General features: G+C 61.3%; 18 protein-coding genes. 6 read left to right on the forward strand and 12 right to left on the reverse strand.

Annotation, left to right across the window (positions count from 1 at the left end; translation table 11 throughout):
* Positions 1 to 190 precede the first annotated feature (190 nt).
* Positions 191 to 5,056 (reverse strand): malto-oligosyltrehalose synthase, encoded by a 4,866-nt coding sequence (locus tag VB618_RS13140; protein ID WP_329797118.1) that lies wholly within the window; start codon positions 5,054 to 5,056, stop codon positions 191 to 193.
* Positions 5,053 to 6,873, reverse strand: coding sequence for a malto-oligosyltrehalose trehalohydrolase (gene treZ, locus VB618_RS13145; protein WP_329797119.1), 1,821 nt, complete (start codon positions 6,871 to 6,873; stop codon positions 5,053 to 5,055). The genes VB618_RS13140 and treZ overlap by 4 nt, the downstream gene beginning before the upstream one ends.
* Before the next feature lie 248 nt (positions 6,874 to 7,121).
* Here treZ and glgA point away from each other — a divergent pair, with 248 nt between their 5' ends.
* Positions 7,122 to 8,648 (forward strand): glycogen synthase GlgA, encoded by a 1,527-nt coding sequence (gene glgA, locus VB618_RS13150; RefSeq protein WP_329797120.1) that lies wholly within the window; start codon positions 7,122 to 7,124, stop codon positions 8,646 to 8,648.
* A 122-nt stretch (positions 8,649 to 8,770) separates the two neighbouring features.
* On the opposite strand, the gene VB618_RS13155 is transcribed toward glgA, so the two are convergent.
* Positions 8,771 to 9,658, reverse strand: coding sequence for a hypothetical protein (locus VB618_RS13155; protein ID WP_329797121.1), 888 nt, complete (start codon positions 9,656 to 9,658; stop codon positions 8,771 to 8,773).
* Between the two features lie 258 nt (positions 9,659 to 9,916).
* Positions 9,917 to 11,338 (reverse strand): protein adenylyltransferase SelO, encoded by a 1,422-nt coding sequence (locus VB618_RS13160; RefSeq protein WP_329797122.1) that lies wholly within the window; start codon positions 11,336 to 11,338, stop codon positions 9,917 to 9,919.
* Positions 11,339 to 11,987: 649 nt separating this feature from the next.
* Between VB618_RS13160 and VB618_RS13165 the strand changes: the two genes are divergently transcribed.
* Complete coding sequence (locus VB618_RS13165; RefSeq protein ID WP_329797124.1) at positions 11,988 to 12,362, forward strand: hypothetical protein; 375 nt, start codon at positions 11,988 to 11,990, stop codon at positions 12,360 to 12,362.
* A 29-nt stretch (positions 12,363 to 12,391) separates the two neighbouring features.
* Here the strand turns inward: VB618_RS13165 and VB618_RS13170 are convergent, their stop codons facing one another.
* Positions 12,392 to 13,633 carry a L,D-transpeptidase family protein gene (locus VB618_RS13170; protein ID WP_442931775.1) on the reverse strand — a complete coding sequence of 414 codons (1,242 nt, stop codon included), beginning with the start codon at positions 13,631 to 13,633 and terminating at the stop codon, positions 12,392 to 12,394.
* A 277-nt stretch (positions 13,634 to 13,910) separates the two neighbouring features.
* Here VB618_RS13170 and mfd point away from each other — a divergent pair, with 277 nt between their 5' ends.
* Both mfd and VB618_RS13180 read left to right on the forward strand, forming a co-directional pair.
* Positions 13,911 to 17,243, forward strand: coding sequence for a transcription-repair coupling factor (gene mfd, locus VB618_RS13175; RefSeq protein WP_329797126.1), 3,333 nt, complete (start codon positions 13,911 to 13,913; stop codon positions 17,241 to 17,243).
* Positions 17,215 to 17,556, forward strand: coding sequence for a hypothetical protein (locus tag VB618_RS13180; protein ID WP_329797127.1), 342 nt, complete (start codon positions 17,215 to 17,217; stop codon positions 17,554 to 17,556). Before mfd ends, VB618_RS13180 begins: the two co-directional genes overlap by 29 nt.
* A gap of 3 nt (positions 17,557 to 17,559) precedes the next feature.
* Here the strand turns inward: VB618_RS13180 and VB618_RS13185 are convergent, their stop codons facing one another.
* Positions 17,560 to 18,117, reverse strand: a complete 558-nt coding sequence (locus VB618_RS13185; RefSeq protein WP_329797128.1) for a histidine phosphatase family protein — start codon at positions 18,115 to 18,117, stop codon at positions 17,560 to 17,562.
* 139 nt (positions 18,118 to 18,256) lie between these two features.
* Here VB618_RS13185 and VB618_RS13190 point away from each other — a divergent pair, with 139 nt between their 5' ends.
* A complete protein-coding gene (locus tag VB618_RS13190) occupies positions 18,257 to 18,796 on the forward strand; it encodes a transglutaminase-like cysteine peptidase (RefSeq protein WP_329797129.1) in 540 nt (179 codons plus the stop codon).
* 18 nt (positions 18,797 to 18,814) lie between these two features.
* On the opposite strand, the gene VB618_RS13195 is transcribed toward VB618_RS13190, so the two are convergent.
* From VB618_RS13195 to VB618_RS13220, 6 genes are all read right to left on the reverse strand, one after another.
* Positions 18,815 to 19,636 carry an alpha/beta hydrolase gene (locus VB618_RS13195; protein WP_329797130.1) on the reverse strand — a complete coding sequence of 274 codons (822 nt, stop codon included), beginning with the start codon at positions 19,634 to 19,636 and terminating at the stop codon, positions 18,815 to 18,817.
* An 11-nt stretch (positions 19,637 to 19,647) separates the two neighbouring features.
* Complete coding sequence (locus VB618_RS13200) at positions 19,648 to 20,346, reverse strand: ABC transporter ATP-binding protein (RefSeq protein WP_329797131.1); 699 nt, start codon at positions 20,344 to 20,346, stop codon at positions 19,648 to 19,650.
* Complete coding sequence (locus VB618_RS13205; RefSeq protein WP_329797132.1) at positions 20,346 to 21,101, reverse strand: ABC transporter ATP-binding protein; 756 nt, start codon at positions 21,099 to 21,101, stop codon at positions 20,346 to 20,348. The genes VB618_RS13200 and VB618_RS13205 overlap by 1 nt, the downstream gene beginning before the upstream one ends.
* Entirely contained in the window at positions 21,094 to 22,125 is a 1,032-nt protein-coding gene (locus VB618_RS13210) for a branched-chain amino acid ABC transporter permease (RefSeq protein ID WP_329797133.1), read from the reverse strand. The genes VB618_RS13205 and VB618_RS13210 overlap by 8 nt, the downstream gene beginning before the upstream one ends.
* A gap of 10 nt (positions 22,126 to 22,135) precedes the next feature.
* Positions 22,136 to 23,056 carry a branched-chain amino acid ABC transporter permease gene (locus tag VB618_RS13215; protein ID WP_329797134.1) on the reverse strand — a complete coding sequence of 307 codons (921 nt, stop codon included), beginning with the start codon at positions 23,054 to 23,056 and terminating at the stop codon, positions 22,136 to 22,138.
* A 137-nt stretch (positions 23,057 to 23,193) separates the two neighbouring features.
* On the reverse strand, positions 23,194 to 24,369 hold the full coding sequence (locus tag VB618_RS13220) for an ABC transporter substrate-binding protein (RefSeq protein ID WP_329797135.1): 1,176 nt from the start codon (positions 24,367 to 24,369) through the stop codon (positions 23,194 to 23,196).
* Between the two features lie 382 nt (positions 24,370 to 24,751).
* Here VB618_RS13220 and VB618_RS13225 point away from each other — a divergent pair, with 382 nt between their 5' ends.
* On the forward strand, positions 24,752 to 26,401 hold the full coding sequence (locus VB618_RS13225; RefSeq protein WP_329797136.1) for a benzoate-CoA ligase family protein: 1,650 nt from the start codon (positions 24,752 to 24,754) through the stop codon (positions 26,399 to 26,401).
* The last annotated feature ends 58 nt before the right edge of the window (positions 26,402 to 26,459 follow it).

Genomic DNA, 26,459 nt, shown 5'->3' on the forward strand with positions numbered 1-26,459 from the left:
CGGAAGCCAAGCGAGGCGACATGCCTGTTTTCATCAACGCGCAAGCTTGCAGGAAGTCCCCGCCAAGCTGAACTATAAGTTTGATCCATCATCCATACCGTCGAGCATGAGAGTAAGCGTTGTAAGAGGCTGGATCGAGAAAGTGAGGGAGCAAGAGACCCGATGATATGGGAGGCGGATTCCCTATCGATCATGCATCACTTTCAGAGGGCCTCAGCTTGAGGACGGCAAAGGGAATTTCCTTCATCAGATCGGAGACTTTTGTCCGATTTCGATCAATGAGGATCTCGTCTCCTGTTATCACATTCAGCCAGGTGCCTTGGGTTAGCTCGATGCTTGTGGTGCCCCAGATTGCGGCATCGGCGGATGGGGCATTGCTCTTCATCAAGCCTGCCCACAGCCGTGGAACGACGATGGCAAGAGCATCGGTGCCGTGTCGTCTGACATAGGCCAGAAGATGGTCCGCATGAATACCTTCGACTTCCAGCGCCCGATAGTCGCCTTCTGCATAGAGCATCGGTGATTGGATCCTGTCGCGCAGCATGGCAGCGATGATCCGCTGCTTGATCCGCCCGTCAGTCCAGTTGCTCATCAGAGACGTGAGGGCGTCGCTCTTCTCCAGAGCCTTTGCGCGGGCCGTGTAGTCCACCGGACGCCGGTTGTCTGGATCGACTAGCGAGAAATCCCAGAATTCCGTGCCTTGATAAATGTCGGGCACCCCGGGCAGCGTCAGCTTGAGAACCGTGCGGGTCAACCCGTTCAACATGCCCAACGTGGAGAGGCGCCGGACCAAGCCGCCGAAGCGTTCCAGGAAAGGGCTCTTCGGGGCGAGCACGGCTTTCAGGAGCGCAAGAGCCGCGTCCTCATAAGCTTTATTCGGAGCAACCCAGCTTGTGTGCCGCTTGGCTTCACGGAGCGCTTTGGTGAGGTAGCCCTCCATCCGTTCGTGGAACGACGTCAGATTCTTGCGATCAGCCTTCTCCAGAAGCTCCAGGGGCCACGCACCGAGGAGGGCCTGGAGCAGGATCACCTGATCGTTGGCATCCGGCGCAGGAACACCGCCGATCTCCGACAGGTGAGAGGATGCCAGCTCCTTCCAAAGACCGAGGACGGCCGCCCATTCTTCAGGCAACTCGGAGAGAGCTAGAAGACGGGCGCGCGCATCCTCGCCGCGCTTGGTGTCGTGCGTGGCGGTGGCGATCATGGCATGAGGCCAGTTCCGGGCACGGTTAACGTTCGCCTGATGAAAGGCGTCCGGCGCCAGGCCGAAATGTCCGGGGTCGCCGCCGACCTCGTTCAAGGCGATCAGGCGCCCATAGCGATAGAAGAGCGTGTCCTCCAGGCTTTTGGCCATGATGGGACCGGTGAGCTGCTGGAAACGGCGGCGGAAACGGCGTACGTCGTCAGGGCCGCCGGACGGCATCCGCCCGAGAAGCATAGAGGCGATGAAGTCATGCACGGTCGTATCAGGGAGGGTGCTGGAGGTCTTGGCGGCCTCGATCGTCTCCTCGATCAGACGCACGTCCTCGGCGGCGGGCTCGCCGTCCTTCAGATAGCTGCGATAGACAGGGAAGGCGGCAACGATATCCACCAGCGCTTGGCGCAGGGCAAACGTCGTGTAGTCGCGTGTGCGGCGGCTGGCATCGGCGACAGCCTTGATGTCGGAGACCAAGGCCTCGAGTTCGCTGGCGAAGTTCTTCTCGGTGATCTCGACCTTGGCCTGCCTAAGGAGATCCTCATAGGAGCCCTGAAGGCCTGATGCCTCGCGGTAGATCCGCTCGAAGGCTTCTCCTGACCGCGTGTCTACCAGCACGCCGTCGATCAGATTGAGCGTGTCGTATCCCGATGTTCCGGCAACGGGCCAGGGGCGCAGCTCTTCGCCGGGCTCGAGAATCTTCTCGACCACCACATAGAAACCCGGACCGACCTTTTCCTGAAGGGTGCGAGCATAGCCCTCCGGATCGGCGAGGCCATCGATGTGGTCGATCCTAAGGCCGTGAACCAGACCTTCGTTCACGAGACGGAGGATCAGCTCGTGGGCCTTCTCGAAGATCTGCGGGATCTCGACGCGAATGCCGGCCAGGGTGTTGATGTCGAAGAACCGGCGGTAGTTGATATCGCTCGATGCCACCCGCCAGAAGGCGAGGCGGTAGGTTTGCGCCTCCAGGAGGCGGTGCAGGGCATCGAAGCTCCCCAGATCGTCCGGACTTCCGTTGATGGTGGCGATGGCCCTGTCGATGGCCCTCCTCAGATCCGGGGAAGCTGCAGCCGCCTGTGCGAGATCATGCTTCAGCCCCTCCGCCTCTTGCGGAAGGGAGGAAGCATTCTCGCCAGCAGCCTGCTGTCCCATCGCTCGCAGGCGCTCGGTCAGGCTCCGCAACATCCCGGCCTTGGCGGGATTGCTCAGCGACGCCAGCGCACGGTCCAGGATCTCGGGATAGGTCGTCGGACAAACCGGGAAGCGATGCTCCCAATGCCACACGCTGAAGGAGCCATCCTCAGGGTCGAATTTCAGCTGCAGCTCGCCTCGTTCGAGAACATCGCCATAGAGACTGCCCAGGGACGGTATGATCAGCTTGCCGTCGGCTCCGGGACGCTCCCAGTCGATGTCGAAAGCGTCGGCAACGGGGGAGAGGCGCCCCCATTCCAGCACAGAGAGCCACCAGCCGTTGGACTGGCCGCCGACACCCATGTGGTTCGGCACGATGTCGAGCACGAGCTTGAGGCCGTGCTCGCTCAAGGCCTCAGAGAAGCGGCGGAACCCGTCTTCGCCGCCGAGTTCCGGATTGATCACGGAATGATCGACGATGTCATAGCCGTGCGTGGATCCAGGGGCGGCGGCCTGAATGGGCGAGGAATAGACATGGCTGATGCCGAGTTTCGCCAGATAAGGCACGATCTTCACGGCATCGTCGAACGTGAAGTCCTTGTGAAACTGCAGGCGGTAGGTGGCGCGGGGCGGCGGCGCGGCGAGGATGCTCTTGCGGGCGCGCACGTCCCGCCCCTCTTCGGCGAGAGCCACGGCGAGCCTTGCCATCAGGCTGCCGGGGGAGGCGATATCCTCGATAGTGTTCGACAGCCTGCGGCGCCAGTTGGGATGGCCGACATCCATGCCGGGCATATTGGGCTGGTTCAGCTCGCCGGATGCATCCTCGATCTGCACGGCCGTGAGCACGGACGAGGTGCGGGCGAGATAGCGGATGGTTGCCTCCAGAGGCGGTTCTTCCGGCACATGCGTTGAAGCCAGGAGCTCTTCCGCCGCGAGCGCCTCAGCGAAGTGGCTCTTGTCAGTCTTGCGCGCGGCACGCTCGCGGTCGGAAGTCTTCGGGTCGAAAATGCCGAGCGTCTGGCGCAGGTCGACATCGAGGCCGCGCCACCAACCGGTGAAGGTCGGCAGGTCGTGGGTGGTGATCACCGCGAGGGCCGGGCGGGGATATTGATCCGGCTTCTTGAAGGCGGATCCATCCCGCTCGAAGGGCAGGACTCGGTAGCTGAGGACACCCGATTCCATGATGGCATCGGAAAAGCCTTCCGGTGCCGTGCCGAGATCTTCCGCGATCACGAGGCAGCGGGCACGGTGGCTCTCGATGCGCAGCACCGCCAGCATAGCCTCGAACGGGTAATCGACGTAGGCCCCCTGCGACGCGGGAGCGCCGGACGGGATCAGGAAGAGGCGCTGAAGCTGGAAGGCGTGATCGATGCGGATCGCGCCGGCATGGCGCATGTTCGCCGTGACGAGATCGCGGAAGGCGGCCAGCCCCTGCTCCTCGAGGGTGAGCGGGTTGAAGGGCGGCAGGCCCCAGTCTTGTCCCTGTGGCCCGAGCGGATCGGGCGGCGCGCCGATGGACAGCCCGGGAGCATAACGCTCCGGCGTCGACCAGATCTCGGATCCGCCGCCATCCGATCCGACGGCGAGGTCGCGATAGAGCCCGATGGGAAGTCCGGCAGCGCGGGCCCGTTCGGCCGCTTGGCCCAACTGCCGGTCGGCGAGCCATTGCAGCCATGCGTGGAAGGCGACACGTTCCGCTTCTTGCAATCGGAAGCGACTGACCTCGTCCGAATGTACCGATCGGAAGGCTTCGGGCCACTCACCGGACCAGAAGCGCCCTTGCGCTCGGAAATGCTCCGAGAGCGCCTCGAAGGTGGCGTGCGCCTCCAGGGCTTCGCCGCCCTCACGGCGGAACGTCTCAAAGGCTGTGTTGTCGCCAGAGATCTGGAACCAGGACCAGAGAGCGTTGAGAACGGGGCGCTTGATGGCCCATACTTCCGCATAATCGATGAGCTGAGCGTTACGCATCTTGGTGAGACGCTGCTGCACGTCCGTACCCTGAAGCAACTGCTGCGCGCTGCTCTCGGCGAAACCATCGACAATTGTCGGGTCGATGTAGAGAGACTCGAGGAACAGGCGTGAGGATGGCGAATAGGGGGAGATCTTGGAGCGGTCGGCTGCGAACAGCGCATGAACTGGGCTGAGACCCAGGAACGCTCCGCCGAAAAGGCCGACGCTCTCTGCGGTAAGAGCCACGTCCGAGTAGTCGCCGATCCCGAGGTCACGCTCCGAGCGCAGGGAATAGACCTGTGCGGTCAGCCCCCAAAGCCTTGCGTCGCCCTTCAGGGCCTCGGGCTCCCAGCACCTCCGAGGGGCGGCGATGATGGTCGCCTCCAGGTCGCCTAGCCGAAGTTGGTGGTAGCCCATGGGGAGGGAAGGGAGATCAAGCGTGCGGCTGGCTTTGGTGAGCCGGCCCTCGTGGCTGGTCCCGTCCTCCTCGGTCAGATTCCACGCCGAGGCTCCGGCAGCGCTGCGCAGCTTGATCTTCGCAGGCGCTCCGGCTTCCACAGTCATGACCGCAGGCACCGGGCCTGCCTTCAGCCGCTCCAGTCGTTCGAGACTCTCCTGCGCGCCCTTCGCCGATGCGACGTCGAGCCCGAGAGCGGCGAGCAGGGCTTTGCGGGTTTCGGAACTCGTCTCGACTCTTTTGCCGAAGGCATCGCTGTATTCCTGGGAAATGCCGACGAGCGCGGCCATCCGCTCCAGCAGAGCGTCCAGCTTGCTCATGCGGATGGCCCCTTCATGATGATGGCCGACCACGGCGGAAGCTGAAGGCTCTCATCCGTAATCTCTGCCCCTTCACTCGACCAGAGTGCGCGCATATTTTCATTGGTAGTCCCGCTCACAATCCCGTCGCCAAAATTCGCCAGCAGGCGGAGCGTGCCGGCTGAAAAGGTCCACGTCACGTCGAGAGCTTTCTCGAGTGAGATCGTATAATCCGAGCCGCGATACTGACTCTTCAGGAGAGGCACGATCTCCGCTTGCCTCAAGTTAAGCAGGTGACGGGTCCGGGCGAGAACCTCTTGATGGGGTGGTCGCGCAGTCTCCGACCAATCGATCCTGGATCGCTCGAAGGTCGCGCGATCCGTTGGGTCGGGAATGCGCTGCGACATTTCCGGATCCGCAAAGGCCTTGAAGCGCTTGAACTCGCCGCGTCGTCCTTCGCGCACGGCCTTGGCCAGATCCGGTTCGCCCTCGAAATCGACGAAGAACTGGAACGGCGTCGACGCGGCCCATTCCTCGCCCATGAAGATCAGCGGGATGTGCGGCGACAGGAGAAAGACGCCTTGCGCGAGAGCCAGGCGCTCGGGCGGGATCAGATGCGACAGGCGTTCGCCGAAGGCGCGATTGCCCACCTGATCGTGGTTCTGGAGGAAGGACACGAAGGCCGCCGGAGTGAGATGCCCCGAGGGCTCGCCGCGCACAACGCCATCCTTATGCGGAGACGGATCGCCCTGATAGGCGAAACCTTCTGCCAGCGCCCGTCCGAGATGCTCGAGCGGTCGGTTGGCATAATCCTCGTAATAGCCTTCGTTCTCTCCGGTCAGGAGGGCATGCCATGAATTGTGGATGTCATCAGCCCATTGCGCCGTGTGGAGCTTCGGTTGTCCGTCAGCATCGCGCCCGAGCCAGCGCGCCTGGTTGGCTTCATTCTCGAGCACGAGATGAACGTGCCGGTCAGGAATGGCTTCACGAATTCTGTTTGCCAGATCTTCGATGAAATGCGGCTTGCCGTCATCCACGATGGCATGGACGGCATCGAAGCGAAGGCCATCGATATGAAATTCCTCCAGCCAGTAGAGCGCATTGTGGAAGAAGAAGTCGCGCACGTGGCGGCTGCCTTCTCCATCCACGTTGATGCCTGCTCCCCAGGGCGTCGGATGGCGCTCCGTGAAGAAGGTCTTAGCATAGGCGTGAAGATAGTTTCCTGAAGGTCCAAAGTGATTGTAGACCACATCGAGGAAGACCATGATACCGTGCGCGTGCGCGCGTTCGACGAGACGCTTCAGGTCGTCGGGGCCGCCATAGGCCGCATCCGGCGCGTAGGGCAGGACGCCGTCATAACCCCAGTTCCTCCGGCCCGGAAACTCACCGATAGGCATGAGTTCGATAGCCGTGATGCCAAGATCGCGCAGATCCTCAAGCTTGGCAATAAGGCCTGCATAGGCGCCCTCCGCTGTCGCTGTGCCTACATGGACCTCGTAAAGGACGGTTTCCTCCCATGGCCTTCCTGTCCAGGAGGTGTCCGACCATTGATATGCTCCGGGATCGACGACGAGGCTCAGCCCGTGAACGTCATCGGGCTGAAACCGGGACGCCGGATCGGGCACTACAAGATTGCCGTTGATTTTATAACCGTAGCGGCTGCCTACTTGGGCCTCCTGCGACACAAGGCGATACCAGCCGTCGTCATTCACGGTCATTGGAAGCTCGGCACTATCGAGCACGAGACGCACATCCTGGGCGGTGGGCGCCCACAGGGCGAAGCGAATACCGTCGGGAGTTATCTCAGCCCCAAAGGGCATGGAGTGAACGCGCCGCATCTGAACTCCGGAAAGCATGGGGAGGCACTTGCGAACGAACATTGCAGAGCAATGTTCCGGGGCAGCAGAAAAAACAGCCAAGCTGAATCTTCAAGCCGGGAAATGAGCAACATTGTCCAGCCAAGCTGGCTGAAAGGGTAGTCAGAAATTTTCCAAAAATCCTGTGGAACCAGAACTGGGGTCAGTGAGTTAAAAGCCCGACTGCCTATGGCGCGGGGAGTCGATGGGGATCGCGCCTCTGAGCTAACATGCTGGACTCATCTCAACTGGACACCGTTTCAGGTGTCTCGACCTTGGCGCATGCCGAACTTCTAAGCGGCTCCCAAGCTTCCGTTTCCATCAAGCGCCGTCAGTCAATTCTCTTCGTCACATCTGAGATCGCCGACTACATAAAGGCTGGTGGCCTTGGTGAGGTGTCTGCAGCTTTGCCGCGCGCGCTTCGCCACCACTATGATGTGCGAATTCTCATTCCAGGCTACCGTCAGGTTCTGTCGCAGATCGGCGATGTGGAAGAGATTGCCCGTCTGCCGGCTTCGTTCGGCATTCCGGCCTGCGGCCTTGGGCGCGGAACGACCCAGGACGGCCTGACGGTTTACGTGCTCCTGTGCCCGGAACTGTATGACCGTGACGGATCGCCTTATGTTGACAGCTTCGGGAATGACTGGACCGACAACGACGTTCGCTTTGCACGTCTTGGGTTGGCAGCGGCCGATATCGCCTGCGGCAATGGCGATTCTTTATGGCGCGCCGATCTCCTGCACCTCAATGACTGGCCTTCAGGGCTCACATCCGCCTATCTCGCCTGGCGCGGGCAGCGCATTCCGACGATCCTGACGATTCACAATCTCGCCTATCAGGGAAATTTCGACCGTAATCGCTTGGCGCACCTGGGCATTCCGGATGCTGCATTTCAGATCAACGGCGTTGAGTTTTACGGCAAGCTTTCGTTCCTGAAGGCAGGCATCTATTATTCGTCGCATATCACGACCGTAAGCTCCACCTACGCCGATGAGATCACACAGCCGGAGTTCGGTTGCGGTCTCGATGGTCTTCTCAGGACCCGCGCCGAGGAAGGGCGTCTCGACGGCATCATCAACGGCATCGATGCAAGCTGGGACCCGAGCACTGATCCTTACCTCGTCAGCCGATTTTCTGCCGAGAACTTCAGAGGCAAGCGCGCCAACGCCAACAATGTGCGCAGGAGCTTCGGACTCGATGTATCCTCCGGGCCGCTCTTTGCCGTGGTGTCGCGCCTCGTGCATCAGAAAGGCGTCGACCTCGCCATCTCGGCGGCGGAAACCATCGTTTCCCAAGGAGGCCAGATTGCGGTCATCGGTCAGGGCGAGGCTCGCTTCGAGTCCGAGCTGCAAGCCCTGTCGAGCCGCCATCCTGGCTCCGTCGGCGTCAAAATCGGCTATGATGAAGGCGATGCCCGTCGCATGTATGCGGGCAGCGATTTTCTGCTCATGCCCTCCCGGTTCGAGCCCTGCGGCCTCAGCCAGATGTATGCGCAGCGTTTCGGCTCGTTGCCCATCGCGCATAAGACTGGTGGGCTAGCCGATACGATCGAGGACGGTGTCACCGGGTTCCTGTTCGGCGAGCCCTCACTGAACCGGTTCAAGGACGCGATCAGGCGGGGACTCGACACGTTCCGCTCGAGATCCCGTCTCCTGACCATGCGCCGGGCCGCGATGAACAGGCCCCACGGTTGGGACCGTTCGGCTTCCCGGTATCAGGATGTATATGAGCGTGCCTGTGAGGCAGCTCTGGCCTAGCTCTTCCATTCCTGCCTCAGAAACGTCGTTCACCCAACGTTTCCTGGTGACACTGGTCCAACAGAAAAAGCCCGTGGCTGCGAAGGCAGCCACGGGCTCTGTGCTTTAGTCGCTAGACGGCTTTAGTCCTTACCGCCGCGGCCATTTCCGTTGCCGCCGCCATTGCCGCCGCCGGCCGGGCCATCTGCATCGGTGCCGTCGCCGTTGTTCGAGCCGCCCGGGTTGGACGAGTCGTTTCCGTCAGGATCATTGCCGTGGCCGTTGTTGCCATTGCCGTTTCCTTTGCCACCGCCGTTCCCGTTGCCGTTTCCACCACCGTTGCCGGCAGGTCCGTCTGCATCGGTGCCGTCACCATTGTTGGAGTTGCCTGGGTTCGACGAGTCGTTTCCGTCAGGGTCATTGCCGTGGCCGTTGTTGCCATTGCCACCGCCGTGGCCGCCATTTCCGTTGCCGGAACCGCCGTTGCCACCCGTGCCGCCATTGCCGCCGGAACCACCGTTTCCGCCCGTGCCGCCGTTACCACCAGTGCCGCCGTTACCGCCAGTGCCACCGTTTCCGCCGGTGCCGCCGTCATCACCCGTGCCGCCATTGCTGCCCGTGCCGCCATTGCTGCCCGTGCCGCCATTGCTGCCGGCGCCGCCATTGCTGCCGGTGCCGCCATTTCCCGAATTGCCGCGATCCGCAACAGCACCGCCGCGACCAGGGCCACGTCCGTCATTAACACCGCCGGGAGCGGCGGCCGGGTTGCGGCCGATCGAGCCGGTCACAGCATCGGTCTGATTCCGTTCACTGGTACGATCATCCATTCTGCGCAGGGCCTGAGGACGGATGGCGCAACGGCAGACTTCCTGACCCTGTACGATCTGAAGCCGGCAGTTGCCGTACATGGATGGATTGGCGACAGCCGGGATGCATTGCGGTCCAGGCCCAAAGCTCTGGGCAGAGGCCGGGGAGCCGATAGCGAGGAAGAGGGCTGCGCCAGACAAAGCAATAGCGTGCGAGCACTTCATGTGTTCACCTACAGAGTTAGCCGATTTTGATGTGTAGCTGCCTAAAAGACAGCCTGCTTGGCTAATAGACGCATGTATATGGATAACGTTCCTGAGGTCTGATAAAATTCTAACCTCTCCAGAAGGGGAACTTTCCTGCGCTCTACGGTATGCTAGGCTTAAATGGCTCTGATTGGTGCTGATATAGATAAGTTATGCGTAATTGTAGCTTGGCCATAAAGAGTAGGCTCAAGATTGAAGGATAATATTCTGGAAGGATCACTCGGCCCGGTAGGCCGCTGCCATGGTGCGGACGTCATCAAGCTTGGCACTGAAGAGCGACCAGTCGTCTTCAGCGGCAATGGGAGCCCAGATTGCCTCCACGTCATCGATCAGCATGGTGCAGGGCGTCGGCCGCTCGAAGTAAGGATGCTTGTGATTGCTGCCAAGCGAGGGCGAAAAGTCGCTAAGGACGGTCCTGAAAGCCTGGAAGGACTCATGCGCATAGAAGCCTGCCGAACTGCTCTTCTCTGCACGTTGGCTGCTTAGGAGGCCTCCATACCAGTCGAAAAACGTCTGCTCGAACGGGGCGCGGGTCTCATGAAGGAAGGTCCAGAGGGCCTTGGCCAAAGCCCCGTCATGCTCGTAGCCTCTGGACTGGAGCCCGAGACGGCGCAGGATCGCGTGCGCGAACTCGCGGTGGAGTGCGGGCTCGAAACAGGCGAGCGCCTGCTCAAGCAAATCCTGCGGAGCCAGGGGAAGCAGGCACTCCGCCAAACGATAGAGGTTCCAGAGCAGCGCGTCGGGCTGCCTTCCGAAGGCATAGAGGCCGGTCTCGTCGAAATAGGCAGCCGTGAAGCCCGGATCGTAATGAGGCAGAAAGCGCCAGGGTCCGTAATCGAAGCTCTCTCCGGTGACATTGATGTTGTCGGTGTTGAGCACACCATGCACGAAACCTGCGGCCATCCATCGCGCCCCCATGCGGGCAACGCGTCGGCAGACCTGCTCGAGAAAAGCGGCCGCACGGGCAGACTCCTCGTCGCGCCAAGCCTCGGGTAAGTAGGTTCGAACGGAATGGTCGAGAAGCTTGCGGAGATTGTCGGCTTCGTTGAGGTAGAGAAAGCGCTGGAACGTTCCGATGCGGATGTGGGAATGGCTGAGGCGAACCAGGACAGATGACCGGGTCGGGGACGGTTCATCGCCTCTGTCGAGTTCCTCGCCCGTCTCGATCAGGCTGAAGGTTTTGGAGGTCTCGACGCCGAGTGCCTCCAGCATCTCGGTTGCCAGGATCTCCCGCACCCCGCCCTTGAGCGTGAGCCTGCCATCCGCATGGCGCGACCACGGGGTCTGACCGCTTCCCTTGGTTGCAAGGTCGAGAAGCCGTCCGTCTTCAGCGTCCTTAAGCTGAGCGAAGAGAAAGCCGCGCCCGTCGCCGAGATGGGGATTGTAGGTTCGGAACTGGTGACCGTGATAGCGCAGGGCCAGCGGTGTCTCGAAGCTGCCAGGCAATGGGTTGAAATGGCCAAAATGGTCGACCCATTCCTGATCGGTCAGAGTGTCGAGACCAACACGCGCTGCCCAGCGCTGGTTGCGATAGCGCAGAATGTGCCGCGGAAAGCTTGCCGGTTCGACAGCATCGTAGAAGGAGGGACCAAGTGCCTCGTGATGCTTTGAAGCCGAAAAGGAAGGCGAGTAGGGCATCCTGGCAATCTCGTTCAATCCATGATCAAGTCCAACAAGGCTGAATTGTTCAACGGATCAGCCAAGGCAATGATGCTTCACATCCACTGTGTGGTTAAGCAGGCCTATCAGAATCGCCGGGCCGAATCTGCAAGAGAATTGTTCGGTATAATGTTTCAAATATCGCTAGCAGCGGCCCGGTTCGTATCCGGTCTGAAATTTTTTTCGCAAGGATCCCGAGACTGAAACCGCTTTGGTTGCCGGATGTTCGAACGAATTGCTCAAGCATCTGCATCCGGTGTTCGCGGGATCCTATGCTTTAGTCTATTGGCGGCCCGCGCGTCGTCTCCTAAGCTTTACCCAACTAAGCAAGCGGGAGGCGGGTCTATGGCATTGAGAGATGTGCTGAGTCTTTGCGGCCGGATAGGCTTGATCGTAGCGGCATTTGCGTTTGTTGCCGGGATCGTTGCAGGTCCCATCCTTGAAAAAATCTTGTTCTCCCAACTCACTATGACGGAGCGCAGCCCTCAGCCCGTGTTGCCGCCGGTTGGCACGCCTTCTGAACGCCAGACCGGAAAGCCGGGCTAACACCTTTTTAGAGATCGGTGGGGCATAACCCACTTCATCGCCCATGCAGGCAGGAATGCAACTCCATGTCCGGGGAAGCGCGATGAGCAGCGACACGGTATTAAGACAAGAAATTCGTTATTCGATCGGTTACATCCGCAGCATGATCGATAACTATTCGGGCCTGTATTCAGGTGAGAATCTCGCGCGCGATGTTCTACGCTTCTGTGATGAGATGACAGACGCCGGAACTCCGTATCCACGCCTGCATGAGGCGAGGCGTCTCGTAGAGGACCGCTGCAGGCGGCTTGCTCAAGACACAGATCGTTTTGCTTTGCGCGATCCTGCCGTGATCGCGGCTTCACGTGCCCAAGCCATGGCGGCCATCGACAGGCTTCAGGATGTTGTATTCGAATGGCGCAAGGCCCGCATGAACGTGCCATCGTCCGGGCGACTGTTGCGCAGAAAGAGCTTGTGAGAAATTAGGTTCCTTGCGCTTCGAGGATCTCACAGGCGTTTGGTTTTAATGGATGCAGTCGCCGGCACGTCGACAGCCTCCGGTTCAGGAGCAGGCTCGTTTCTCGGCATATCGAGTCCATACACATCGTTCCGGAAATGGACTGTGCCATCGGCCGTTGCGTACCCCGTCAGATAAACCCACGCGACCGGAACGGGTCTGTCGAGTCGGATATCCTGACGCGCCGTGCTGACGATCGCTGTATCAATGCCTGCTTTCGTCCATGGACCTGAAGGGCCGTTCGTGCCGCGCAACAGCCACTCGGCAAAGTCACCCACATCGGCAACACGAACGCAGCCCGAGGAATGGAAGCGGATGTCCTGCGCGAAAAGCTGCTTCTTGGGCGTGTCGTGCATATAGACCGCATGCTTGTTCGGCATGTCGATGCGGATCTGACCAAGCGAATTGATTGCGCCCGGATCCTGCCGAAGAGTGTAGTTGACGGCGTTCTGCGTCGACCAGTCAATCGCCTTCGGGTCGACCTCCTGTCCTTTCGCATCCAGGATGCGGATCTTCATTTTCTGCAGGTAATCCGGATCCTTGCGAACATGGGGAATGATATCCTTCTTGATCAGCGAGACCGGCACCGTCCAGGTCGGATTGAGGTTGACCGCCGTGACGCGAGTTTCGACACTGGGCGAGGGTCTGTCGACCTTGCCGACGATAGCGACGTAACGCCGGACGACTTGGCCCTGCTCGACAGCCTCGACAGCGGCCGAAGGAATGTTGACCACCACATACCGGTCGCCGAAGGAGAAGGTGGAACCCGCCAGCCGCTGTGCGGATGCGGTGAGCTGGCGATGGCGCGTTGCCGCCGAAACGTTGAGCGCCTCCAATGTCCTTGCTCGTACGGCACCTGACTCCGGGAGGCCGTGCCGTGCCTGGAACCGCTTGACCGCAGCGGTGAGGGCAGCGTCGAAAATGGTGCCGCTCGCGAGTTCTGAAGAAAGGTCTCCTTCGGCCGTGAGACGTTGCCGGAGAACAGGAACGAGCGGGCCCTTGTCGCCAGCTTTCATGACTGTCCCGTCAGGGAGCGAGGGCCAGCCTCCGGCTTCGGCAATGCTCTTGTAGGTCCAAGCAGCTCGCATCGTGTTGATGAAGGTGTTGGCATCCAGGGTCGGGCGGGCATCCTGTGAAATCGTCGCCAGCGGAACCTTTGGTGGAGATGCCGGCGGGCCGAGCTTGGCGACCGGCGGAACTGCAGCTTTCTGTCGCAGTCCAGGCTCCGTCAAGGGCGCAGCCGGGCTCGACAGCTGACGAGCTGGGACGGTCGCGGGCACAGGTTCGGGGGCCGCCCACGCGTCGTTCAAACTGCTCAATGTTGAGCACGAAAGAAGGATCAGGCTTAGGCTGACAGTGAGACGTGTCGCATTCCGATAGGTCATAGGGGAACTATGGCCGAGGATGGTTTACAAAATGCTGCTCCAGGCGAGAGCAGAGCGGTCTGCAACTGGCCCTAGTGCCCGTGCGTTGTCCCCGCCTCAGCCCTCTCGCCGTACGAGTTCCTTCATGCACGTGAAGCCTGCCCCCTCCCAGGACATCCGGCGGATCGATCTCACCTTGCCGCCATCCATCGGGCTTCATGCAGTTCGCCTGATCGAGCAGGTTTCCGAGGCGGATCAGGGGCAGCTCATCTACCTGTCGGAAGGTGAGAACCGAGCCGAACAGATGGCTCAGGCCTTGAATAGTCTGGCTCCGGATCTGGACGTTTGTCTCTTGCCGCCATGGGATTGTCTTCCCTATGACAATACCTCGCCCTCGCGCGACGCTATGGGGCGGCGCATGTCCGTCCTGCGGCGTATGAGCGAGCCGGCGAAAGGCGCGCGGCTGCTGATCGCGAGCAGCGCCGCCATCATGCAGCGTGTGCCGCCGCGAAGCATCTGGAATCGGGCCTGCTTCCATCTGAAGACAGGCGAAGCCTCCTCGCAGGATGATCTGGAATTCTACCTCCTGCGTGCAGGATACATCCTGGATGAGAGGGTGGATGAGCCAGGCGAGGCCGCCATCCGCGGACAGGTGATCGATATCTTTCCGGCAAGCAGCCCCTTGCCCTATCGGATCGAGCACGACGGGCAAACCATCCTCGCCATCCGCTCCTACGATCCCGTTTCGCAACGGACTGAGGCGGAGATCGAAAGACTTCTTCTCGATCCCGCTTCCGAAGTCCTGCTCGAGAGAGCGGACGATGGTTCCATGTCGGAACGCCTCGATGGAATGGAGCATCGGCTGCCGGAGCATTACGCATCTCTCGAAACGATTTTCGATTACTGGTCAGAGGCTCCCATTGTGATAGCCTCCGGAGCGGAGGAACGGCGCCGACTGGTCATGGAGCAGGTTGCCGATGCCTACGAAAGCCGCATGTCGTTGCGGGCTGAGGGAGGCGGCAGTGGTTCTGCTGTAGCTCCCGAGCGGCTGTTCATCAGAGATGACGAGTGGCAAAAAATTCTATGTGAGCGCCGCCTTACTCTCATCCATGCCGCATCAGAGGAAGAGGCGAAACAGAGCGCTGTTCCGCGCTTTGCCGCTGCAGCAAAGCCTGCGCGTGCGCTTGCAAGTTTCATCGAGGCACAGCAGCGCAGCAATCGCAAACTCGTTCTCGTGGCTGCCACGAAGGAATACCTAAACCGCATGAGACGACGGGTTGCATCCCTGCAACTCAGCCCAACTATGATCGAGCGTTGGAGCGACGCCGTCGCCGGGCCGCCAAAGGGATCGTTCACCCTTCAGGCTGATATCAGAAGCGGGTTCGTCGACGACCGTCATGGGATTGCTGTCATAACGGCCTCCGATGTTCTGGGGAGCCGCGCGTCGAGCGCCCTTGGTCAAGAGATCAGGTCTGCTGCCCATCAGTTCACTGACATGCAGTTTCAGATCGGCGATGCGGTCATCCACGTCGATCATGGGCTCGGGCTTCTCGAGGGAACCGAAACCATCAGCGCGGGCGATCAGGGAGCGAGCGACACCATCCGGCTGACCTATGCGGGCGACACGACCCTCATGATCCCTGCAACGGATATGGAGCGTGTGTGGCGATATGGTCGCATGTCCGAGGCGCTGCAACTCGACAAGCTGAAGAGCGATGCGTGGGCCGCGAAGCTGGCCGCCATCGAGGCCGAGGCACGGGAAACAGCCGAACGTCTGAGCAAGCTGGTCAAAGCTCGTGAAGCCGTGAAGCTGGATCCGCTCGTCCCTCCAGGACGCGAGTACGAACGTTTCGTGGCACGCTTTCCCTTCTCCGAGACACCGGATCAGCTGCGTGCCATTGGGGACGTCCTCGAAGACTTGGCCTCGGGACATCCCATGGACCGGTTAGTTTGCGGAGATGTCGGGTTCGGCAAGACCGAAGTTGCCCTGCGTGCCGCGGCAGCCACAGCGTTATCGGGCAAGCAGGTCGCTGTGATCGCGCCTACAACGGTACTGGCGCGTCAACACGTGCGCAGCTTCCAGAGGCGCTTTGCAGGCCTCGGCATCGAAGTCGCGCATCTGTCGCGCCTAGTGACGGCGTCCGAGGCGCGTGCCGTGAGGAAGGGATTAGCCGATGGGTCCGTGCGGATCGTAATCGGCACGCATGCCCTGGCTGCCAAGGGCGTAGCCTTCAAGGATCTTGGTCTTGTCATCATCGACGAGGAGCAGAGATTCGGTGCTTCTCATAAATCGAAGCTCCGGGCGATGGCCTCACGCGGGCATGTGCTGACGCTGACCGCAACGCCCATTCCACGCACATTGCAATCGGCCCTGGTAGGTTTGCAGGAACTGAGCATCATCGCGACGCCTCCGGCCCGGCGCCAGCCTATTCGGACCTTCCTGACGGATTTCGATCCTGCGACCGTTCGGCAGGCTCTCATGCGCGAACGTCGCCGTCGCGGGCAGAGCTTTGTGGTCTGCTCCCGTGTGGAGGACATTGAGCCGATGCGGGAGAAGCTTGCGAAGATCGTGCCTGAGTTAAGGGTCTTTGTTGCGCATGGACAAATGCCGCCGGCCGAGACGGACGACGTGATGGTGCGCTTCGCGGATGGTGAAGGCGACATCCTGCTTGCTACCAACATCATCGAGAGCGGCCTCGATGTTCCTCGTGCCAATACCATGCTGGTATGGCGGGCGGATCGCTTCGGCCTGTCGCAGCTCCACCAGCTTCGTGGGCGCGTGGGACGCGGTCGCATCCGTGGCACCACCTATCTGCTGACGGAGCCAGGGCAGGAGCTGCCGAAAGCGACGGAGAAGCGCCTGCGCACGCTGGAGGCTCTCGACCGGCTTGGAGCCGGATTCGCCATCAGCGCGCAGGATCTCGATCAGCGTGGAGCCGGCGCGCTTCTGGGCGAGGAGCAGGCGGGGCACATCAAGCTCATCGGAGCGGATTTGTACCAGCACCTGCTCAAGCGCGCACTCCGTGAGGAGACCTACGCGGACGATTGGACCCCTGAACTCAATATCGGCCTGGCAGGCTCCATTCCGGCCGAGTACGTTCACGAGGCCGAGGTGCGGATCAACCTCTACGCCCGCATTGCGCGCATAGATACCTCTGAGTCCATCGAGGATCTAGAGGAGGAAATTGAGGATCGCTTTGGGTCACTCCCGGAAGCTTTGGGAAATCTTTTGCGCCTCAAGGGTATGAAGCAGATCTGCCGGCGGTTAGGTATTGCCCGCATTGATGCAGGGCCTCAAGCAATTGCCCTTAGCTTCAGGCCGGGAGCTGCGGAGAAACTGCCTGTGCAGGATGCGATTGCAGATGCCCAAGGAGTGCTTCGCTGGGGCGGGGAGCGGCTTGTCCTCGCGGTCTCGGAGGATCAGGCCGGCGAAAGGGAGAGGCATATTCTTGACCTTCTGGCCCGGCTCGAACAGTGAGACAGGCGATGGCGATCCGTTCATCCGCGAACGGATCGCGCCCGCAAGACTTATCCTTGGAAATGTCTTTCAGCGTGAGGAGCCTATGACCTCGGAAGAGATCAGTGAGTTGAATGCTGCACGGGAGAGCCTCGTGAAGCGTCGCAGGGAAATGGCAAGGCAACTGTCTGAGGCACCGCTTCCGTCCGTCGAAATGGCGGAGGAACTCACGAAGATCCTTGTCGCGATCGAGGCTCTGGACCGGGCTCTGAACGAAGCGGGCCATCCCTACATGAGCCAGGGCGTCGTCGACCAGCTCAGGGGCGAAGACTAGATCCTAAAGGCCTATTCTTCCAACGATATCAAACCCGGCACCCGCCCGTGGCCTGAGCACGAGCATTTCACCTTCGCTCGGGAAAATGCCGGTCAATGCCGTAATGTTGACCTGATGGGTCACGAGCACCAGAACGCCGGTCGAGCGCCAGCCTTCTATGATCCGCCGCACGGCCTGTGTCTGGGCAGGTTCCTGATCGCGTCCCGAGAAAAACGAGTCCAGTGGAGGCGACGGCTTCGTCATGCCGCCGAAGGCCAGGCGAGCCGTGTCCAGTGCACGACACCAGCGGCTTGACAGTACATGCTCCACTGGCACCTGCCGGGTTCTGAACTGATCCCCGATGCGTTGTGCCTGTCGCCGTCCTTCCTCGGAGAGATTCCGCTGTGTCGAGCAATCGTCCAGCCGAAAATTGGCCGGGTCTCCCGTTCCTGGTGCACGTGCGTGCCGAAACAGGGCCACCGTGCCTCCCTGCCGCAAGGCCTGCCAAGCCTCATCGGATGACCAAGCGGGATTGGCCCAGCTCGTCAGCATGATGAGCACCAGAGCTACAGGCAAGCGCATGGAAAGCCCCTGAGTCGAACGGCCAAGCTGCCTCAATGTTGTCTCACAAGACAGATTTATTGGTCAGCAAGACAAAATAGAGCCGGAGCGGATCTACAGCTTCGGTCGAAGCCGACAAGTGGCACAGGGGGCATATTCAATGATTTCCATCGCACGGAGGGCTGCGCTCGGCTTGGCTGCGGGTCTTATGATTCTGCCGGCCGCCTCTGCGCAGGCGAAGCCCGGCGGCTCGTTCGCTTTGACTGTCGAGCGGATGTCGCAGCTGCAGCAGATCAACAGCCATGTGAACAGCACCATCCGTGAGGTCTCGGATCTTGAGCAATATGGCCGAGAGGATGTGTGGGCGCTTCCGACCAGCGGCATGGGCGATTGCGAAGACTTCGCGATGCTGAAGCGCAAGATGCTGATCGAGCGCGGCTGGCCTGCATCGGCGCTCTCGATTTCAGTTGGTGCTACCGCGCAGGGCGAAGCCCATGCCGTGCTTCTGGTGTCGACGGCCCAGGGACAATACGTCCTCGACAACCTCACCTCGTCCGTCCTCTCGCCTGAGAGGACGGGCCATGTGTTTTATGCGCGGCAATCAGGCCGCGCCTGGATCACGGCTTCGGGGGAGAGGACCAGTGAGCCTGTTGCGGATCTGCCAGTCGCGCAGGTGATCTCCCGCAGGAAGCGAGGCTGAATCCGGAGCGTTGAAACGTCAGGCCTCAGCCGTTAGTTCGGCCACGATATCAACGAGCGGGTCTGCCGGATCTCCAAGACCGGCGATCACGTCGAAATGGTGCGCGCTTGGCACTTCGTGATAGCGGGTCGTCACCCCGGCCTGGTTCCATGCATCGACGATAGCGCGGGACTGGCGCAGGAACTCGCTGCTTTCCGCTCCGCCGACAACAGCGACAAGCTTCCCGGATTTCGGCGGTGTCCATTCAAGTGGGCTCAAACGGTGCGCTTCCTCGACCGTAAGGCCGAGGGTCTTGTTGATCGAGGTCCCTATGAGAGGCGGGAGATCGAAGAGACCGGAGATCGGCATGGCGGCTCGGATGGAGCGCTGCTGCGGCACAGGTCTCGCCATGAGGCAGGCGGCCAAATGTCCGCCGGCCGAATGACCCGTGGCGACGATGGGGCGGCCTGTCCGCTGCATGATGTAGTCGGCTGCGGCTTCAATCCCAGCGATGATGTCGGCGAGGGTGGCTGCGGGCGCGAGAGTGTAGCTCGGCACCGCCACCGTCAGCCCGCGCATATTGGCACCCCGAGCGAGATGGCTGGAAGACGATTTGTCGAAGGCCTGCCAGTAGCCACCATGGATAAACAATACGACGGGACCGCTGCTCTCACCGTTCTCCGGATGGAAGAGATCCATCCGGTGCCGCTCGTCAGGCCCATAGGCAAGATCCAACTCACAGCGCGCCACTTCCCGATAGGCGGCAGCATCCCGCTGCCAGCCGGCGATGTGAACGGGATGATCCGGCACACGCGCTCGATTGTTGTACTCGGCCTCATAGTGGAGGGTCTCGAATGCCATGGTGATCGTCCTTAGACGTGCAGATACCGATCCCTCAGGGTCGGATCTCCCATGAGTTCCTCACTGGTCCCCGTCCAGACCGAGCGGCCCTTCTCGATGATTACGTGGCGATCAGCGAAGGTCGCCAGCACGCTCACGTTCTTATCGATGACCAGGATTGATTGGCGCTCGCTTTTGAGACGCTTGAGGCAGGTCCAGATCTCGGTGCGGATGAGCGGTGCCAATCCTTCCGTCGCCTCGTCCAGAATGAGCAGCTTCGGGTTCGTCATCAGCGCGCGGCCGATGGCGAGCATCTGCTGCTCCCCGCCGGATAGCTGCGTCCCGAGATTGCTCCGGCGCTCCTTCAGGCGGGGGAACAGGTCGTACACGGCATCGAGCGTCCAGCGGCCGGAACCGGTTCGGTTTGAAGCCGTGGCGACAAGATTCTCCTCGACCGTCAGGGTCGGGAAGATCTGGCGGCCCTCCGGCACGAGGCCGATGCCGGTCTGGGCGATGCGATAGGGGGCGAGCCCGGTCACGGCCGCGCCATCGAAGCGCACTTCACCGCCGCGCGGGCGCAGGAGCCCCATGATGGAGTGCACGGTGGTGGTCTTGCCCATGCCGTTGCGCCCGAGCAGCGTCACCACCTCGCCAGCGCCGACGTCGAGCGAAATGTCGAACAGAACCTGGGCGGCGCCATAGGAGGCCTGGAGCTGCCGAACGGAGAGCATCAAACCAACTCCTCTTCGCCGAGATAGGCTGCACGAACGTCAGGATTGGCTCTAACGCGCTCCGGCGTATCGGTGGCGATGACGCGTCCATAGACCAGAACCGAAACATGGTCGGCAAGGGAGAAGACCGCCTCCATATCGTGCTCGATGAGAACGATCGTCAGACGGTTCTTCAGGCGGCGCAGAGTCTCGACCACACGTTGGGATTCGTCATGCCCGGTTCCGGCCAGGGGCTCGTCGAGAAGAAGCAGTTTCGGCGCCGTTGCAAGGCCGATAGCAAGCTCCAGCTGGCGCTTCTCGCCATGGGACAGAAGCCCGGCCGAGATGTGGGCGCGTGCGCCAAGCCCAACCTCGCCGAGGCAGTCCATCGCGGGAACGTTCAGGTCCTTCTCCTGTGAGGCATTGCCGAAGAACCGCAGGCTCGAGCCGGAGCGGGCCTGAACCGCGAGCGCTACGTTCTCCAGGGCGGAGAAGCCGGGCAGGATCGAGGTGATTTGGAACGAGCGCGCCAGCCCGCGACCGACCCTCCGCGGCATGGACAGATGCGTGATGTCCTCGCCGGCGAACAGGATCTCGCCTGAATTGGACGGCAGCATGCCAGAGATCTGGTGGATGAGGGTTGTCTTGCCGGCGCCATTGGGCCCGATAATGGCATGCAACTCGCCGGGCTGAACCGAGAGACTGACATCGTCGGTGACCACGAGCGCGCCGTAGTTCTTTCGCAGGTTGCGGAGTTCAAGCAGCGGTTCAGCCATGATGCGGCCTCCGCAGCAGACCCATGATTCCACCGCGAACGAACAACACGATCAGAATGAGCAGGGGGCCGAACACCATCTTCCAGTTCTCAGCGAGATGCGCCCGCGTCTCGTCGCTGAGGAAGAAGTTCATCGTATGCAGGATTTCGGGCAGAAACTCCTCCAGCAGCAGGAAGGCGGCAGCTCCAATAATCGCGCCATGCAGGGAGCCGAGCCCGCCGAGCACTACCATGAAGATCAACTCGCCCGAGCGCTGCCATGTCATGAAAGCCGGGCTGACGAATTCAGCCTGATTGGCCAGGAGACACCCGGCGAGGCCCGCCATCATGCCGCTGATCACATAGGCCGCAAGCTGAAAGCGGAGGGGGCGGAAACCGATAGCTTCCATGCGAATGGCATTCTCCCGTGTTCCGCGCAGAACGCGACCAAACCGCGAGGCAACGATCGATCGCGAGAGAGCATAGGCTCCGAACAGGCAGAGCAGGCAGACCCAGTAGAAGGTGAAGTCGTTCTCCAGCCAATCGTACCCTGCGATGAGGCTCCGGGACGCCAGGGTCATGCCGTCGTCCCCGCCATAGGTCGCGAGGGATGTGGCGAGGAAGTACAGCATCTGTCCGAAGGCGAGAGTGATCATGATGAAGTAGACCCCTTTCGTCCGCAGGGAGATGGCACCTGTGACGAAAGCGAAGGCGGTCGAGGCAAGGAGTGCGACTGGAATCTGGATAAGGACATCCTCGAAGCCGTGACTCGCCAGGATGCCGACCGCATAGCCGCCGAGGCCGAGAAAGGCCGCATGACCAAAGCTCACAAGCGCGCCATAGCCGAGGATGAGATCAAGCGCCATGGCGGCGATGCCGAAGATCATCACCCGCGTGAGCAGCGAGAGGACATAGCCCTCCGCACCAGAGAAGGTGGCTAGCAGAGGTGCAGCCGCAAAAGCGGCAAAGAGCACCACAGGGATGATCTCGAGCCGTGTCGTGAGAGACGAGGCGGGGGCGGGTTGGGTTTCGGCGATCTCGGTCATGGCTCCGCCCTCAACGCTTGACAGGAAACAGGCCGGAGGGGCGGAAGAACAGCACGGCAGCCATGAAGATGTAGATCAGCATCGGTGCGATGGCGCGTCCGGTCTGGCTCGCGGCCGCGGGATCGAGGACGAGGCGCAGCAGGTTCGGAGCAAAGGAGCGGCCGACCGTGTCCACGAGGCCGATCAGGAGCGCGGCCAGGAATGCGCCGCGGATTGAGCCGATGCCGCCGATGACGATTACCACGAAGGCCAGGATGAGGATGTTGTCGCCCATGCCGGGCTCGACGGAGAGGATCGGGGCGACCATCGCTCCGGCAAAGCCCGCCAGCATGGCGCCGAACCCGAACACCACCATGAACAGCCGCTGGATGTTGACGCCGAGCGCCGAAACCATGGCGGCGTTGCTGGCACCTGCGCGCACCAGCATGCCGACGCGCGTGTGGTTGACGAGAACATAGAGGAGGGCAGCGATCACGAGACCGGCCGCAATGATGGCAAGACGGTAGACTGGATAGAGAAGGCCATTTGCGATCTCCACCGAGCCTGAGAGCAGTTCGGGCACGGGAACGCTCAAGGGAGCCGCGCCCCAGACGAACTTCACGCCTTGGTTCAGGAACAGGATCACGCCGAAGGTGGCGAGCACCTGGTCGAGATGATCGCGATCATAAAGGTGGCGAAACACAAGCACTTCCAGAAGGAGGCCGAAGGCCAGCGCGGCTGGAAGGGCGAGGAGGAGCGCCCAGCCGAAGCTTCCGGTCCAGGCGCTGAACGCCGCGACCAGATAGGCTCCGACCATGTATTGCACGCCGTGCGCCAGGTTGATGAAGTCCATCACCCCGAAGACCAGGGTTAGGCCGGCGGCGATGAGGAAGAGGATGAGGCCGAACTGAAGGCCGTTCAGAGCCTGGACGAAAAAGAGGGTTGCTGTCATCGGCGCGTCACTGACTGCTGGCCTGCATCAACCGAGTCTCCGCTCGCATGCCCCATGTGAGAGCATCATGAAAGTTACACTGAAAGAGACGGCCTGACCCGGAGAGCTCCGGGTCAGGCCGCGTCGGCCATATGGACTTAGTTCGTCGGCGCGCATTCCTTGGCATAGGCGTCCGTGTAGTTATCGAACACCTTCTCGGCGACTTCCGTCTGCAGCTTGCCGTCGGGACGCTTGGCGGCCTTCACCAGATAGAAGTCCTGGACCGGGAAGCCGTTCGTACCGAATTTGAAGTCGCCGCGCAGGGACTTGAACTCGGCCTTCTGGATGGCAGCACGCAGGGCATCCTTATTGTCGGTCTTTCCGCCCGTCGCCTTGAGAGCAGCATCGATCAGGAGAGCCGCATCATAGGAGTGCATCGCATAGGAGGCCGGAACCGCGTTGTAGGCGGCCTCGAAGGCCGCGACGAACTTCTTGTTCTCCGGCGTGTCCATGTTCGGAGCCCAGTTCGAGCCGCTGAGCATGCCGATGGCGGCATCCTGCTGCGCAGGCAAGTTCGTCTCATCCACCGTGAAGGCGGAGAGGAACGGGATGCGGTCTGCAAGGCCTGCAGCGCGGTACTGCTTGACGAGGTTCACGCCCATGCCGCCCGGCATGAAGGTGAAGATGGCGTCCGGCTGCATGGAGGCGATCTTCGCGAGCTCGGACTGGAAGTCGAGAGTGTTGAGAGGGGTGTAGGATTCCTCGACGATCTCCTCCTTGTAGTGGCGCTTGAAGCCGGCCAGGGCATCCTTGCCAGCCTGGTAGTTCGGCGCCAGCAGATAGACCTTCTTGTAGCCGCGATCCTGCGCCACCTTGCCGAGAACCTCGTGGTTCTGGTCGTTCTGGTAGGAAGTGGCGAAGAAGTACGGGTTGCAGCTCTTGCCGGCGAGGTTCGACGGGCCGGCATTGACGCTGATGTAGAAGGTCTTGGAATCGACGATGGGCTTGTGCGTGGCGACGGCCACGTTCGAGAAGATCGGGCCGACCACGAAGTCAACCTTGTCGCGCTCGATAAGGCCCTTTACCTTGGTCACGGCCACATCGGGCTTCAGCTCGTCGTCGACGACGATCACTTCCACGTCGCGCCCGCCGAGCTTGCCGCCGAGATCCTTCATGGCGAGCTGGAAGCCGTCCCGCGCATGCTGACCGAGCACGGCCGAGGGGCCGGAAAGGGTGAGAAGGAGGCCGACCTTCAGCTTCTCCTGCGCCATGGCCGGTGCTGCGGCCAGGGTCACGGCCGCTGCAAGGCCGAGGGTTTTGATTGTTGCGTTCATCATCGTCTCCCGAGTGGCTGTTCCCTGTGCACGTTTGCCGTGCTTGCGTGATTGTTCCCGGCGGGACGTGAGGCGCCTCGACGGAAGGGGCGGCGCTACTGTGCCGCAAAACGTTTCTGCCGAACACTCCCTTTGTTGGAGCCCTCGGACTGGCATCCCTAAAATTGGGATTGCCAAGTATTGTTTTAAGTTTAAAATAAATTCTGCCTTCTTCAAGTAGATTGTTTCGCAGAGGAAGGTCGGTGGGATGACAGCTGCGTGAGGAGCGGGACGAGGGAGCCTGAGGAGCGCGCGTTCGCGGCCCTCAGCGCATCAGGGCCCTAGCTCTCCAGGCCCGCGCGGCATTGCTCTCCTGCTCCACAATCGAACGGAGGTGCGGACGATGGCGGACTCGGCACATGTGGATACCTTCGCGAGAGACAACCTTCCGCCTCGGGACCAGTGGCCAACATTCCTCTTCACCCGGCCTGAACTGCAGTACCCCGAGCGACTGAACTGCGCTGCGGCATTCCTCGACCGGTGGGTCGAGGAGGGCAGGGGCGACGAGCCCTGCCTCATCAGCCCGGCCGAGACGCTTACCTACCGCGCGCTTCAGGAGCGGGTGAACCGGATCTGCAACGTGCTGGTCCAGCGGCTCGGCTTTGTTCCAGGCAACCGGGTTCTCCTGCGGTCTGCCAACAATCCGATGATGGTGGCGGTCTATCTGGCCGTGCTGAAAGCCGGCGGCGTCGTCGTCGCCACCATGCCGCTTCTACGCGCCCGGGAAATAGCCTATCCGCTGAACAAGGCCAGGATCACGATAGCGCTCTGCGACCACCGCCTCGCTGAGGACATGGAGCGCGCCAAGGCCCTGGCGCCTGATCTCCAGCATGTTGTTTATTGGGGTTCAGGGAGTTCTGGCAGCCTGGAAGCGATGATCGCCGAGGCTTCATCCGAGTTTGAGGCGGCCGACACGGCAGCCGACGATGTGTGTCTGATCGGCTTCACCTCCGGCACCACGGGCGAGCCCAAGGGCACCATGCATTTCCATCGCGACATGCTGGCGATCTGCGACGCCTATTCGCGCAATGTACTGCGGCCCGAGCCGAGCGACCGCTTCATCGGCTCGCCACCGCTCGCCTTTACGTTTGGGCTCGGCGGCATCGTGCTGTTCCCGATGCGGGTCGGCGCCTCGACCGTGCTGCTGGAGAAAGCGGGACCTGACGATCTCCTCCCGGCGATCATGCAGTACAAGGCCACGATCTGCTTCACGGCGCCCACAGCCTATCGCGCCATGCTGTCGAAGTTGGAAGGCTACGACATCTCGAGCTTGCGAAAATGCGTCTCCGCAGGCGAGCCGTTGCCGAAGGGCACCTTCGAGGCGTGGAGGGATGCGACAAGCATTTGGCTGATGGATGGTATCGGCGCGACGGAAATGCTGCACATCTTCATCGCTGCCACCGAGGAGGAGATCCGCCCCGGCGCCACCGGCAAGCCTGTCCCCGGCTACGAGGCCAAGGTTATTGACGAGGAGGGCCGCGACCTGCCGTCCGGCAGCATCGGCCGCCTCGCCGTCCGTGGGCCGACCGGATGTCGCTACCTCGCTGACGAGCGGCAGGGCAAATACGTGCAGGATGGCTGGAACGTTACAGGCGACACCTACTTCATGGATGAAGACGGCTACTTCTGGTACCAAGCGCGCTCCGACGACATGATCATCTCGGCAGGCTACAACATCGCGGGGCCTGAGGTAGAGGCGGCGCTCCTTACGCACCCGGCGGTGGCAGAATGCGGCGTGGTGGGCGCGCCCGATGACGGACGCGGAACGGTGGTGAAGGCCTATGTGGTTCTGCACCCCGACCATACTCCGAGCTCCGACATGACCAAGGCGCTCCAGAATCATGTAAAGGCGGAGATCGCTCCTTATAAATATCCTCGCATCATCGAATATGTGGATGCCCTGCCGCGGACTCAGACCGGCAAACTCCAACGCTTCGAACTGCGCCGCGTTGCGCAGGAGGTGGCTAAGCCGCATGAGGCGATGAGCGCCTGATGAGACCGAGAGTTCTGAAAGCAGGCTTTCCGGTTGATTGATAATTGCTTTAAGCTTA

It is taken from the genome of Microvirga sp. CF3062, assembly GCF_036314045.1.
Taxonomy (GTDB): domain Bacteria; phylum Pseudomonadota; class Alphaproteobacteria; order Rhizobiales; family Beijerinckiaceae; genus Microvirga.

What these genes read in the sequence shown, in the direction of transcription:
- VB618_RS13140 (WP_329797118.1), bottom strand. Translation starts at nt 5,056, where the DNA reads ATGAGCAAGCTGGACGCTCTGCTGGAGCGGATGGCCGCGCTCGTCGGC.
- treZ (WP_329797119.1), bottom strand. Translation starts at nt 6,873, where the DNA reads ATGCGGCGCGTTCACTCCATGCCCTTTGGGGCTGAGATAACTCCCGAC.
- glgA (WP_329797120.1), top strand. Translation starts at nt 7,122, where the DNA reads ATGCTGGACTCATCTCAACTGGACACCGTTTCAGGTGTCTCGACCTTG.
- VB618_RS13155 (WP_329797121.1), bottom strand. Translation starts at nt 9,658, where the DNA reads ATGAAGTGCTCGCACGCTATTGCTTTGTCTGGCGCAGCCCTCTTCCTC.
- VB618_RS13160 (WP_329797122.1), bottom strand. Translation starts at nt 11,338, where the DNA reads ATGCCCTACTCGCCTTCCTTTTCGGCTTCAAAGCATCACGAGGCACTT.
- VB618_RS13165 (WP_329797124.1), top strand. Translation starts at nt 11,988, where the DNA reads ATGAGCAGCGACACGGTATTAAGACAAGAAATTCGTTATTCGATCGGT.
- mfd (WP_329797126.1), top strand. Translation starts at nt 13,911, where the DNA reads ATGCACGTGAAGCCTGCCCCCTCCCAGGACATCCGGCGGATCGATCTC.
- VB618_RS13185 (WP_329797128.1), bottom strand. Translation starts at nt 18,117, where the DNA reads ATGCGCTTGCCTGTAGCTCTGGTGCTCATCATGCTGACGAGCTGGGCC.
- VB618_RS13190 (WP_329797129.1), top strand. Translation starts at nt 18,257, where the DNA reads ATGATTTCCATCGCACGGAGGGCTGCGCTCGGCTTGGCTGCGGGTCTT.
- VB618_RS13195 (WP_329797130.1), bottom strand. Translation starts at nt 19,636, where the DNA reads ATGGCATTCGAGACCCTCCACTATGAGGCCGAGTACAACAATCGAGCG.
- VB618_RS13200 (WP_329797131.1), bottom strand. Translation starts at nt 20,346, where the DNA reads ATGCTCTCCGTTCGGCAGCTCCAGGCCTCCTATGGCGCCGCCCAGGTT.
- VB618_RS13205 (WP_329797132.1), bottom strand. Translation starts at nt 21,101, where the DNA reads ATGGCTGAACCGCTGCTTGAACTCCGCAACCTGCGAAAGAACTACGGC.
- VB618_RS13210 (WP_329797133.1), bottom strand. Translation starts at nt 22,125, where the DNA reads ATGACCGAGATCGCCGAAACCCAACCCGCCCCCGCCTCGTCTCTCACG.
- VB618_RS13215 (WP_329797134.1), bottom strand. Translation starts at nt 23,056, where the DNA reads ATGACAGCAACCCTCTTTTTCGTCCAGGCTCTGAACGGCCTTCAGTTC.
- VB618_RS13220 (WP_329797135.1), bottom strand. Translation starts at nt 24,369, where the DNA reads ATGAACGCAACAATCAAAACCCTCGGCCTTGCAGCGGCCGTGACCCTG.
- VB618_RS13225 (WP_329797136.1), top strand. Translation starts at nt 24,752, where the DNA reads ATGGCGGACTCGGCACATGTGGATACCTTCGCGAGAGACAACCTTCCG.